The sequence below is a fragment of the Leucobacter weissii genome, from assembly GCF_017565745.1.
Classification (GTDB): Bacteria; Actinomycetota; Actinomycetes; order Actinomycetales; family Microbacteriaceae; genus Leucobacter; species Leucobacter weissii.
Genome location: NZ_JAGDYM010000007.1, coordinates 60,143 through 72,765 on the forward strand (window position 1 = coordinate 60,143; position 12,623 = coordinate 72,765).

The 12,623-nt window shown below is 69.2% G+C and carries 9 protein-coding genes; 6 read left to right on the forward strand and 3 right to left on the reverse strand.

Features of this window, described 5'->3' with window-relative positions; all coding sequences use genetic code 11:
• Positions 1 to 36 precede the first annotated feature (36 nt).
• The 4 genes from J4H92_RS06550 (at position 37) to J4H92_RS06565 (ending at position 5,546) form a co-directional block, all read left to right on the forward strand.
• On the forward strand, positions 37 to 2,427 hold the full coding sequence (locus tag J4H92_RS06550) for a DNA polymerase III subunit gamma and tau (protein WP_243752101.1): 2,391 nt from the start codon (positions 37 to 39) through the stop codon (positions 2,425 to 2,427).
• A 2-nt stretch (positions 2,428 to 2,429) separates the two neighbouring features.
• A complete protein-coding gene (recR, locus tag J4H92_RS06555) occupies positions 2,430 to 3,026 on the forward strand; it encodes a recombination mediator RecR (protein ID WP_208097383.1) in 597 nt (198 codons plus the stop codon).
• A gap of 68 nt (positions 3,027 to 3,094) precedes the next feature.
• Entirely contained in the window at positions 3,095 to 4,372 is a 1,278-nt protein-coding gene (locus tag J4H92_RS06560) for an aspartate kinase (protein ID WP_208097384.1), read from the forward strand.
• 106 nt (positions 4,373 to 4,478) lie between these two features.
• Positions 4,479 to 5,546: an aspartate-semialdehyde dehydrogenase gene (locus J4H92_RS06565; RefSeq protein ID WP_208097385.1), complete on the forward strand. Its 1,068-nt coding sequence runs from the start codon at positions 4,479 to 4,481 to the stop codon at positions 5,544 to 5,546.
• Between the two features lie 251 nt (positions 5,547 to 5,797).
• Here J4H92_RS06565 and J4H92_RS06570 read toward each other — a convergent pair whose 3' ends face one another.
• Together J4H92_RS06570 and J4H92_RS06575 are read right to left on the reverse strand one after the other, a co-directional pair.
• Positions 5,798 to 6,709, reverse strand: coding sequence for a metallophosphoesterase (locus J4H92_RS06570; protein WP_208097386.1), 912 nt, complete (start codon positions 6,707 to 6,709; stop codon positions 5,798 to 5,800).
• Entirely contained in the window at positions 6,706 to 9,336 is a 2,631-nt protein-coding gene (locus tag J4H92_RS06575; protein WP_243752088.1) for a transglycosylase domain-containing protein, read from the reverse strand. The genes J4H92_RS06570 and J4H92_RS06575 overlap by 4 nt, the downstream gene beginning before the upstream one ends.
• Before the next feature lie 125 nt (positions 9,337 to 9,461).
• On the opposite strand from J4H92_RS06575, the gene sp36 reads away from it, so the two are divergent.
• Positions 9,462 to 9,635, forward strand: coding sequence for a Sp36 family protein (gene sp36, locus J4H92_RS06580; protein WP_208097387.1), 174 nt, complete (start codon positions 9,462 to 9,464; stop codon positions 9,633 to 9,635).
• A gap of 2 nt (positions 9,636 to 9,637) precedes the next feature.
• On the forward strand, positions 9,638 to 10,102 hold the full coding sequence (locus J4H92_RS06585; RefSeq protein ID WP_208097388.1) for a RidA family protein: 465 nt from the start codon (positions 9,638 to 9,640) through the stop codon (positions 10,100 to 10,102).
• Between the two features lie 337 nt (positions 10,103 to 10,439).
• Here the strand turns inward: J4H92_RS06585 and acs are convergent, their stop codons facing one another.
• A complete protein-coding gene (gene acs / locus J4H92_RS06590; protein WP_208097389.1) occupies positions 10,440 to 12,431 on the reverse strand; it encodes an acetate--CoA ligase in 1,992 nt (663 codons plus the stop codon).
• Between the last annotated feature and the right edge of the window lie 192 nt (positions 12,432 to 12,623).

Below are 12,623 nucleotides of genomic sequence, written 5' to 3' on the forward strand. Positions count from 1 at the left end.
CTCTACCGCCGATACCGGCCCGAGACCTTCTCCGAGATGATCGGGCAGGATCAGGTGACCGAGCCGTTGATGACGGCGCTGCGCACGGGGCGCATCGGGCACGCCTACCTCTTCAGCGGCCCGCGCGGCTGCGGCAAGACCACGTCGGCACGCATCCTCGCCCGCTGCCTCAACTGCGCCGAGGGCCCCACAGACACGCCCTGCGGCACCTGCCCGAGCTGCGTCGAGCTCAGCCGCGAGGGCGGCGGCTCGCTCGACGTGGTCGAGATCGACGCCGCGAGCCACGGCGGCGTCGACGACGCGCGCGATCTGCGGGAGCGGGCCGTATTCGCGCCCGCTCGGGACCGCTTCAAGATCTTCATCATCGACGAGGCGCACATGGTCACCTCCGGCGGGTTCAACGCGCTCCTCAAGATCGTCGAGGAGCCGCCGCCCCACGTCAAGTTCGTCTTCGCCACCACCGAGCCGGACAAGGTGATCGGCACCATCCGGTCGCGCACGCACCACTATCCCTTCCGGCTGATCGCCCCGGGCACCCTCATCGACTACGTGCAGCAGCTGACGGAGAGCGAGGGGGTCCGGGCGGAGCCGGGCGTCTTCCCGCTCGTGGTGCGGGCGGGCGGCGGATCGGTCCGCGACACCCTGAGCATCCTCGACCAGCTCATCGCCGGCAGCGAGGACGGCAGCCTCTCCCGGTCGCGCGCGACCGGGCTGCTCGGCTTCACGAGCGCGGAGCTCATCGACGAGGTGGTGGTCGCGCTGGGATCCGCGGACTCCTCCGCCGCCTTCGCGGCGACCGACCGCGTGGTGCAGACGGGGCAGGATCCGCGTCGCTTCGTGGAGGATCTGCTCGAGCGCCTGCGCGATCTCATCGTCATCGGCGCCACCACCGTGCAGGGCGCGTCGGCCGTGTTCCGCGGGGTGCCCGACGATCAGCTGCAGCGGATGTTCGAGCAGTCTCAGCTGTTCGCCCCGGCCACGCTGTCGCGCATCGCCGATACGGTCAGCGCCGCCCTGGATCGCATGGCCGGTGCCACCGCGCCGCGTCTCCACCTCGAGCTGATGGTCGCCCGAGCGCTCGTGGAGGCTGCGCCCGGCTCCGACCGTCCCGGGCAACCGTCCCCCGGGCCGAGCCGGGCCTCCGCTCCGACGTCATCGTCTTCCGCTTCGCCGGCCTCGTCTTCGCCGGCCTCGTCCTCACCGGCTTCGTCCTCACCGGCCTCGCCGCCGGATCCGGCGCCTCCTGCTCCTGCGACTGCGCCGGTCGAACCCGCGTCCGGGCCTTCTCCGTCCGTGCCGTCCGCATCTTCTCCGCCGCCGCCGACTCCGGCCGCCGTCGACATCGTGGGCACGCTGCGTTCGGCGCGCGACTTCCTGCGGAACGACGACACCGGAGCGACCGGTTCGACCGGGTCGGCGGGCGAGCAGCGCCCGGCGGAACCGGTCGCGGAGAGGCCTGCGGAGGAGCAGGCGGCCGTTCCCGCTCCCCCCGCGACGCTGCCGGAAACCGGGCACGGTGAGGCAGGAGTCGACGGTGCAGACGGAGGCGAACCCGGATCCGCGGTCGATCCGGTCGGCGTCGAAGAGCTGCGCGAGATCTGGCCGCAGCTCCTCGACGAGCTCCTCGAGGGGGATCGAGAGGCGTGGAACGCCGTGCGCGCGGTCAGGCCGCTCGCCCTCGAGGGCGAGGTGCTCACCATCGGTCTCGCCTCGCAGTCCGATCTCGAGAGTTTCAAGGCCGCCGGTGCCGATCCGCTGCGCGAGGTGATCATCGGCGCTCTCGGCCTCAACGTGAAGTACGTGCCGCGGCGTATGCCGACCGAGCCGCAGCCGCCCGGCGGCTCGTCCGGTTCGTACGGTTCGGCGGACACCGACGGGCTGCCCGAGCCCGACGAGGAGCCCTCTCCAGAGGCGGATAGCGTCGTGGCTCGAGCCCGCGAGACGTCGGATGGGATGCACGGGGGCGAAACCGCTCCGCCCTGGTCGGACCCGCCGTCCGATTCACCGTCGCCCGATGCGGGGCCGCCGTATTCATCGTCTCCCGGTCCGGGATCATCCGATCCGGGGGCGCCCGATCCGGGGTCGCCGGATCCGAGGCCGCCGGGTCCGATATCGTCGGATCCGATATCACCGGCGAGCGCCGAGTCGACTCCGGCTCCGGTGAGCGCCGAGCCGACTCCCGAGCCCTCACCGGTCCCGGCGCCGGAGCGGGATCCCGAGCCCATCCCGGCACCTGCAGCGGCACCAGATCCGGCGTCGGAGTCCGAGCCGGTATCTGATCCGGCACCGGAGTCCGGGTCGGCGGCGTCGCGTTCCGCGCCCCTCGGCGGTGCGCGTCAGCGCTATGGCGAGGCCGTGGTGCGCGAGGTGCTGGGCGCCCGGTTCATCGAGGAGCTGCCGCTGCCGCAGCACGAGGGAGAGGGATAGGCGTGTACGACGGTATCGTCCAGGATCTGATCGATGAGTTCGGCAGACTCCCCGGCATCGGCCCCAAGTCTGCGCAGCGGATCGCCTTCCACATCCTGCAGACGCAGAACTTCGACGTCTCCCGACTCGCGGAACTCCTCGTCGTCGTGCGCGAGAAGGTGCGCTTCTGCGAGGTGTGCGGCAATATCACGGAGGAGGAGCGCTGCGCCATCTGCCGCGATCCGCGCCGCGACCAGGGCCTCATCTGCGTGGTCGAGGAGCCGAAGGATGTCGTGGCCATCGAACGCACCCGGCAGTTCCGGGGACTCTACCACGTGCTCGGCGGGGCGATCAGCCCGATCGACGGCGTCGGACCGGACGACCTCAGCATCCCGCAGCTGATGCGCAGGCTCGGAGAGGCGGAGGTCCGCGAGGTGATCCTCGCCACCGATCCGAACCTCGAGGGCGAGGCCACGGCCGCCTACCTCTCCCGGCTGCTCACCAGCATCGAGGTCCCGGTGTCGAGGCTCGCCTCGGGGCTGCCCGTCGGCGGCGACCTCGAGTTCGCGGACGAGGTCACCCTGGGCCGCGCCTTCGAGGGGCGCACCAAGATCGGATGACGGCCGCGACGCGCGTGCGGCGATAGACTGTCCCTCGGCATATTCCCGAACCACCCCAGGAGGCGCGCATGGCATTGATCGTGCAGAAGTTCGGCGGGTCCTCGGTCGCGGATGCGGAGAGCATCAAACGGGTCGCGAAGCGCATCGTGGAGACCCGTCGCGCCGGGAACGACGTCGTCGTCGCGGTGAGCGCCATGGGCGACACCACCGACGAGCTGCTCGATCTCTCCGCCGAGGTCACGCCCATCCCCGCGCCGCGCGAGCTCGACATGCTGCTCTCCGCGGGCGAGCGCATCTCGATGGCGCTGCTCGCCATGTCGATCAAGGGCATGGGCGTCGAGGCGTTCTCGTTCACCGGCAGTCAGGCCGGCATGATCACCACCCCGGAGCACGGCTCCGCCAAGATCGTCGACGTGACTCCCGGCCGCGTGCGGGAGGCCCTCGACCGCGGTGCGATCGCGATCGTCGCGGGCTTCCAAGGCTTCAGCCGCGACTCGCGCGACATCACCACGCTCGGCCGAGGCGGATCCGACACCACGGCCGTCGCGCTCGCCGCGGCGCTCGCCGCGGATGTCTGCGAGATCTACACGGACGTCGACGGCGTGTTCACCACCGATCCGCGCGTGGTGTCGGTGGCGCGGAAGATCGATCACATCACCTCCGAGGAGATGCTCGAGCTGGCCGCGTCCGGTGCCAAGGTGCTGCATCTGCGCGCGGTCGAGTACGCGCGCCGGCACGGCGTCGAACTGCACGTCCGCTCGTCGTTCACCGACGAGCCGGGCACCATCGTATACGATCCCGAGAAGGGCCACCCGAAGGGGGAGCACATGGAAGAGCCGATCATCACGGGCGTCGCCTTCGAGAAGAGCGAGGCGAAGGTCACGGTCGCCGGCGTGCCGGACGTGCCGGGCAAAGCCGCGCAGATCTTCGAGATCGTCGCCAAGACCAACGCCAACATCGACATGATCGTGCAGAACGTCTCGGGGGCCGATACGAACCGCACCGACATCTCGTTCACGGTGCCGCTCGGCGACGGGCATCGCGTGGTGGGCGCGCTCGAGGCGGAGCGCGAGCTGCTCGCCTACGAGAGTCTGCAGTACGACGACCAGATCGCCAAGGTCGCCGTGGTCGGCGCGGGCATGCGCAACGCGTCCGGCGTGTCGGCGCAGTTGTTCCGGGCGCTGTACGAGGCGGGCATCAACATCGAGATGATCTCGACGAGCGAGATCCGCATCTCGGTGGTCACGCGGGCCGACCTGATGGAGAAGGCCGTCCGTGCGCTGCACACCGCCTTCGGGCTCGATGCCGATTCCGAGGCCGTGGTCTACGCGGGAACCGGTCGCTGAGGACAGCGCGAGAGCGCGCACGACGGGCTCCGTCGGGATCTCGCACCCCCAATCGCGCCGCTCCGCTGAGCGGGTGGCGGAGCAATCTCGGAGTAGGATCGTGGATATGTCAGCACAGCAGGGTTTGAGCGTCGCCGTCGTGGGAGCCACCGGTCAGGTCGGCGCCGTCATCAGGAAGCTCCTCGACGAGCGGGAGTTCCCGCTCGGGTCGCTGCGCCTGTTCTCGAGCGCGCGCTCGGCCGGCAGCACGATCGAGTTCCGCGGCGAACCGATCGTCGTCGAGGATGTCGACACCGCGGACGTGAGCGGCATCGACATCGCGCTGTTCTCCGCGGGCGGCGCCGCCTCGAGGATCTACGCGCCGCGCTTCGCGGACGCGGGCGCCGTCGTCATCGACAATTCGAGCGCCTGGCGGCTCGACCCGGAGGTCCCCCTGGTCGTCAGCGAGGTCAATCCGCACGCGCTGGATCGGGTGGTCGAGGCCGGACACGGCATCATCGCGAACCCGAACTGCACCACGATGGCGGCGATGCCGGTGCTGAAAGCGCTCGACACGGAGGCCGGGCTCGAACGGCTGGTCGTGACGACGTTCCAGGCGGTCTCCGGGTCGGGCCTCGCGGGTGCGCGGGAGCTGTCGGGCCAGGTCGCCGCCGCGGTCGAGGCGGGCGGCATCGAGGAGCTCGTCCACGACGGCCGTGCGGTCGACTTCCCGGAGCCCACGATCTACGCCAAGACGATCGCCTTCGACGTGCTGCCGCTGGCCGGCAGCATCGTCGACGACGGCCAGGGCGAGACGGACGAGGAGAAGAAGCTGCGGAACGAGAGCCGGAAGATCCTCGAGCTCCCCGAGCTGCGGGTCGCGGGCACGTGCGTGCGCGTCCCGGTGTTCACCGGCCACTCCCTCTCGATCAATGCGGAGTTCGCGCGCCCGATCTCGCCGGAACGCGCGACCGAGGTGCTCGCGACTGCACCGGGCGTCGAGCTGAGCGACGTGCCGACGCCGCTGGAGGCGGCCGGCCGTGATCCCAGTCTCGTCGGCCGGATCCGCGCCGACCAGTCCGCGCCGGAGGGACGAGGACTGGTGCTGTTCGTGTCGAACGACAACCTGCGCAAGGGCGCCGCGCTGAACGCCGTGCAGATCGCCGAGATCGTGGCTGCGGGTTTACTCGTCTGAGCCGTTCCCCGAGGCCGCGCGGAGACCAGAAATGGTCTCCGCTTCGAGCGGCCTTGTGCGTGCAGATCGCCGAGATCGTCGCCGCGCGCCTGGCGGCCTGAGCTGTCGCGGGCCCGGTTAGTCGGTTGGTGCGAGGGTGAGCAGGCTCGCCTCGGGACGGCAGGCGAATCGAACGGGCACGCTGGAGCTTGGGGCGAGAGCCATTTCTGGCTCTCGCTGCGACGCCAGTGCCGGGCCCGTCGCGGGCCCGGTTAGTCGGCTGGTTCGAGGGTGAGCAGGCTCGCCTCGGGACGGCAGGCGAATCGAACGGGTGCGTAGATCGACCCTCCCAGGCCCGCGCTGACGTTGAGGTAGCTGGCGCGTTCGGCGTCGTACCAGACGCTGAGCCCTCGGGCTTGGCGCACGGGCAGGTCGCAGTTGGCGGTCAACGCCCCGATCCCGGGTACGCGCACCTGTCCGCCGTGCGTGTGACCCGCGAGGATCAGTGCGGGGTCCTCGTCGAGCAGCGCGTTCAACGCCGACTGGTACGGCGCGTGCACCACGCCGAGCCGGAGGGGCCCGACCTTCTTCCTGCGGCGGGGCAGCGCACGGAGGGACTCCTGCATCTCGGCGGGGTCGTCGTAGCGGATGTGGGGATCGCCCAGGCCGAAGATCTCCAGTGTCGAACCGCCGAACTCGAGCCGTGCGGCTGCGTTGTTCAGGTCGATGAGGCCCAGCTCGACCAGGCCCCGGGTGAGCGCGGCGTTGTCGAGATCCTGCTCCCGGGTGGAGAGGCGGCTGGGCGCGCTCAGATACCTGAACGGATTCTTGACGATCGGCCCGTAGTAGTCGTTCGAGCCGTGGACGAACACTCCTGGGACGCCGCGGAAGGGTTCCAGCGCGTGCAGCAGCGGGCCGAGCGCCCGGGAGTGGCCGAGGAGGTCGCCGGTCAGCACGAGGAGATCCGGCCGCAGTTCGGCGAGGCTGCGGATCCACTCGATCTTCCGGTGCTGCCAGGGCGCCAGATGGAGATCGCTGAGCTGCAGCACGCGCAGGGGCGCGGCGCCCTCCGGCAGCACCGGAAGCGCCCCCCTGCGGATCGTGAACAGGCGCGGCTCGACCAGCGTCGCCCACGCGAGCACTCCCAGGGCGGTCGCGCCCAGAAGTCTGCCGGTCCGCGTCATGAGCAGTCGACGGTGAGGGTCACCCGGTTGCTGCGTTTCGCGTCGGACCCTCCGCTCGGGTTCGTGCTCACCACCTCGTGGATGCTTCTCGGCGTGCCCTCACCCGAGCAGGCGAAGGTGAACGAGGTGAAGCCCGCGCTGCGCATCGTGGCCGCTGCATCGCGCAATGTCTGGCCGGCGACATCGGGGAGCGCCGTCATGCTGGCGTTGCTGATGTAGACCGTGATGCCGGAGCCGGCCGCGACCGAACTGCCCCCCTCGGGGTTGGTGCCCGCTACCTGCCCCTCGGCGACCGATGAGTCCTGCGTGCCGCCGTTGCTGACGGTGAACCCGGCCGAGACGAGCAGCCGTTCGGCCTCTTCGTAGGATCGCCCGCGCACGTCCGGCACGTTCGCCATCGTCTGCTGGAGCGCACTCGACGCGGGCTCGGGGAATGCCTCCCCGCCGTACTTCTGGTCGGCGACGTTCATCATGGCGGGCCAGATGGTCTGGTCCGCGTACATGAGGTTCCCGAAGCCCTGCGTCGAGACTTTGCCCTTGACGTTGCCCACCCAGGTCGCCGTGGCGACCTCGGTGCTCGCGCCGACCGTCCAGTTGTCGACGACGTCGTCCGTCGTCCCCGTCTTGGCGAGGTGCGGGATCCCGGCCGCGGAGCGGGCATGGGTGGCCAGGCCGTTCTCCACGGTGTACTGCAGCGCGTAGGCGACGCCCGCGGCCACGTCCGGCGAGAGCGCGCTGCTGCACTTGCTCTTGGTGAAGGGCACGTCCTCGCCGTCGGGTCCGGTGATGCTCTTGATGGGCACGGGCGTGCACACGGTGCCGTCGCTCGCGAACGCGCCGTAGGCCGCGGCCATCGTGATCGGGGCGATCTCGTCGATACCGCCGTAGACGTTCGAGGGCACCATGGAGAGGTCGCGGAAATCACCGTTGAGCGTCGGGACGAACGGCACATCGGGGTCGCTCTCGGACGCCGGGAGATCCGACGCGCGATGGATGCCGAGCTTCTCCGCCGTCTCGAAGGTGTCGCAGAGGTCCATGCCCTGCTGCATCGAGACCAGGCCGCCGTTCACCGATCGGGCGATCGCGGTGAGCACCGACTGATTGCCGCGCGTGCCCTCGTTGTCGTTCGTGAATGTGAAGCTGCCGTAGCCGTACACGCCTCCGGGCAGGCACGACGCGCGGATGGAGGACTCCTCCACCGTGCGGGAGTTCACGTTCACGATGTCGCGCACGGACTTGCCCTGCCTCAGCCATTCCGCGAGCGTCACCGGCTTGAAGGTCGACCCGACCTGGAAGCCTCCGGAGCCGCCGTACTCGTAGTCGGTGTTGTAGTTGATGCTCGTGTAGTCCTTGTTCTTCTTCAAGAACTCGGGATCCTCGTTGAACGGCCGGTTCTGGACCATGGCGAGCACTTCACCGGCGCCATCGCGGCCCACCTTGACGCTCACGCTCGCCGCGCCGACGTTGAGGCCGTCCATTCTCGGCGGCACCACCGACTTGACCGCCTCGAGTCCCGCCTTCTGGATGTCGAGGTCGACGGTGGTCGTGATGTCGTAGCCGCCGCGCAGGAAGTTGAAGTAGCGCTCCTCGGGGGTGTTGCCGAAGCTCGGATCCTGCATGATGTAGAGCTGCACGTAGTTGCAGAAGTGCCCGAGACCGCGTTTCGATTCCGCCACGGCGCAGCCGGTCTCGTGGGGCGTGATGTCGGGTTTGATCTCGGTCGAGACCGCCTTGTCGTACTCGGCCTGGGTGATCCGCTTCTGATCGAGCATGCGTCCGAGGATGTCGTCTCGACGGAGCTGGTTCTTCTCGATGTTCTCCTCGATGTCGATCTGCAGCTCCGACGGCCAGTTGACGATCGCGATGAGGCTCGCGGCCTGGCTCAGCGTGAGATCCTTCGCCGTCGTGTTGTAGTAGTAGTTGGCCGCCGCCTCGATGCCGTAGACCTGGCGGCCGAACAGCGCGATGTTCAGATAGCCGAGCAGGATCTCGTCCTTCGAGTACTCCTTCTCGACGCTGATGGCGTAGCGCATCTCCTTCAGCTTGCGGTCGACGTCCTCGCGCGTGGCGTCCTTGAAGGCCGCCTCGCTCTCCTTCTCGTCGAGGATCCAGCGCGACTCCTCGACGAGCACGTTCCTCACGTACTGCATCGTGATGGTCGAGGCGCCTCCGGTGTCCATCCCGCTGACCTGGCCGAGCGCCGCTCGGCCCACGCCGCGCAGATCGACGCCGCCGTGGGTGTAGAAGCGGGGATCCTCCACCGCGACGGCCGCGTCCTTCACGTACTGCGAGATATCGTTCCACTCCACCATCTTGCGATCCTGGGAGTAGAAGGTGGCCACCTCGACCTTCTTATCTCCCTTCTTCGCATAGATGGTCGACGGCTGTGCGAGCTGGCCGGGATTGAGGTGGTCGGGCAGCTCGTTGAAGATGCTGATCGCCGAGTTCGCGGCCATGCCGCTGAGCGCGACGACCGGGGTGACGGCGGCGGTGATCAGGATGCCTGCGACGACGCTCATCACCACGGCGCCGATGAAGCCGCCGAGCGCACCGCCGGCCGTGCGGGGCCGGGCGGTGCGCACGCCGGTCGTGCGGCCCTTCGAGGACTTGGGCGACTGTGGGGTCATAGAATCAATCGTAAGCGACACAACTGACAATTCCCCGCTGCGCTGCGTCCGCGCCGATCTGCCCTCCTGCGGGCACCGCGGGGGAGACGTGCCGCGGTCCGCCATCGACATCGCAAGGAGTTCCCGTGAGCGATTCACCCGACCCCCAGCCGACGTGGGAGTACTTCGTCACTCCGCTGCTGCTCCACAACGAGGCGCAGATTCTCAACAACTGGGGCGCCCAGGGCTGGGAACTCGTGCAGATCATCGAGGGTCCCGCAGGCGGGAACGTCGCATACCTGAAGAGAGAGAAGAACTGAACATGACCGTGATCGAGACCCGTCTGCGAGAGCTCGGCTACGAGGTGCCCGAGGTCGCGGCGCCCGTCGCCGCCTACGTCCCCGCGCTCCGAAGAGGCGACGTGGTCTACACCTCGGGGCAGCTTCCCTTCGCAGGCGGCGCGCTGCTCGCCACCGGCAAGGTCGGTGCGGAGGTGACGCCCGAACAGGCCGAGGACCTCGCCCGCCAGTGCGCGCTCAACGGACTCGCCGCGGCGCGCGGCCTGCTCGGCTCGCTCGACAAGATCACCCGGGTGGTCAAGGTCACCGCGTTCGTCGCCTCCGACCCCTCCTTCACCGGGCAGCCCGCCGTCGCGAACGGCGCCTCGGTGTTCCTCGGCAAGGTGTTCGGCGACGCCGGGATCCACGTCCGCTCGGCGGTCGGGGTCGCCGTGCTGCCGCTCGATGCTCCCGTGGAGATCGAGTTCGTGTTCGAGGTCGACGGCTGACCGCTTCGTGACCGGAGCCGAGACGGCTCCGGCGTCGGCTCGTGCGGAGGCCAGAAATGGCCTCCGCTTCGAACGAGCCGCGCCCGTGGAGATCGAGTTCGTGTTCGAGGTCGACGGCTGACCGATCCCGGGACGTGTGGCCCCGAAGTGCCCCTTCCCTCAGCCCGAAAGGGCACTTCGGGGCCACACGTCAGCACGGACCCGCTGCACGGGGTCGCCGGCCGGACCGTCCCGACGCGGCGGACTCAGGACGGAACGCGGTGAAGCGATTCGCATCTCACCCCGAGCGTTCCGACGCGGTGGCGTCGAGACGGAACGCGGCGAAACGCGATGCGTCTCACTTCGAGCGTTCCGTCCGAACCCGCTGCGAGATCGTCTGCATCACGGCGGTGTCCGCGAGGGTCGTCGTGTCCCCGACGTCGCGGCCCTCGGCGGCCTCCTTCAGCAGGCGGCGCATGATCTTGCCGGACCGCGTCTTCGGCAGCTCGGTCACCACGAAGACCTGTTTGGGTCGCGCGATCGCGCCGATGACCCCGGAGACGTGCTTCTTCAGCTCGGCCTCGGCCTCGGCCTCGGAGACGAGCTGCTGCTGCGATTTCAGGATCACGAACGCGACGACCGCCTGCCCGGTGGTCTCGTCATCGGCTCCGACGACCGCGGCCTCCGCCACGGCATGGTGCTCCACCAGCGCGCTCTCGATCTCCGCGGTGGAGAGCCGGTGCCCGGACACGTTCATGACGTCGTCCACCCGGCCGAGCAGCCAGATGTCGCCGTCCTCGTCCACGCGGGCGCCGTCTCCGGCGAAGTAGCGATCCCCGAACTTCGACCAGTAGGTCTCCACGAAGCGCTCCGGATCGCCCCAGATCCCTCGCACCATGCTGGGCCACGGTCGTGCGACCGAGAGCAGGCCGCCCTGGCCGCGATCCACCCGGTTGCCGTCGTCGTCGACCACGTCGATCGAGATGCCCGGCTGCGGCACCTGCGCGCTGCCCGGCTTGAGCGCGGTGAGACCCGGCAGCGGTGCGATCATGATCGCGCCCGTCTCGGTCTGCCACCAGGTATCGACGATGGGCGCGCGGCCCCCGCCGATCACCTCGTGGTACCAGCGCCAGGCCTCGGGGTTGATCGGCTCGCCCACGGATCCCAGCACCCGGATGCTGGAGAGATCGTACTGCTCAGGAACCTGCCTTCCGACCTTCATGCACGCCCTGATGGCGGTGGGCGCGGTGTAGAAGATCGACACGCCGTACTTCTGGATGATGCTCCACCAGCGCCCCCAGTCGGGCGTTTCGGGGGTGCCCTCGTAGATCACCTGGGTCGCGCCGTTCGCGAGCGGCCCGTAGACGACGTAGCTGTGCCCGGTGATCCAGCCCACGTCGGCGGTGCACCAGTAGACATCGCTCTCCGGCTTGAGATCGAAGACGTCGCGATGCGTGGTGGTCACCTGGGTGAGATACCCGCCCGAGGTGTGCAGGATCCCCTTGGGCTTCCCGGTCGTTCCCGAGGTGTAGAGGATGAAGAGCGGGTTCTCGGCGGGGAAGCCCTGCGGAGTGTGATCGCCCTCGTAGGCGGTGATCTCCTCGTGCCACCACAGGTCACGGCCGGGCTGCATCTCGATCTCGTTGCCTCCGCGCTGCACCACCAGCACCTTCTGCACCGTGGAGGGGGTGCCGTCGGCGTCGTCCAGCCGGAGCGCGTCGTCGACGGTCGGCTTGAGCGCGGAGACGCGTCCCTTGCGGAAGCCGCCGTCGGCGGTGATCACCAGTTCGGCCTTGGCGTCGTCGATGCGGGCGCGGAGGCTCTCCGAGCTGAAGCCCCCGAAGACCACCGAGTGCGCGGCCCCCAGGCGGACCACCGCGAGCATGGCGATCACGGTCTCCGGGATCATCGGCATGTAGATGGCGACCCGGTCGCCGGCTTCGACGCCCAGCGCCGTGAGCATGTTGGCCGCGCGCTTGACCTCGTGGGCGAGTTCGCCGTAGGTGATGGTGCGCGTGTCGCCGGGCTCGCCCTCGAAGTGGATCGCCACCCGATCGCCGAGGCCCGCGGCGACATGCCGATCGAGGCAGTTCTCGGCGACGTTGAGCTCGCCGTCCGCGAACCACTTCGCGAACGGGGGGTTCGACCAGTCCAGCGCCTCGGTGAACGGCTTCGACCAGCGCAGCTTGCGCGCCTGATCCGACCAGTAGGACTCGGGGTCCTCGGCCGCCTGCCAGTAGATCGCCGGATCGGCCAGATTGGCCTGTTCCTTGAAGGCTGCGCTCGGCGGATAGCTTTCGACCTCGAGCGAGTGGCTCTCGATGGTTCCGTGATCTGTCGTCTCGGTCATGGACCCCGTCATCCCGTCTGTCTTCCGACGCACGGCTCTGTGCGTGTGTGTGCAAGCGTAGAATATATTGTCGCCCGGGGCAAGTGCTCCGCGACTGGCCCCCGCACCGGCGCGGACCGCGGATCGCCCCTCACACCCTCCGGTCGCGCTGAAGGACCGGCGTGCTGTCCACAGATGCCCGTGAACCGCACC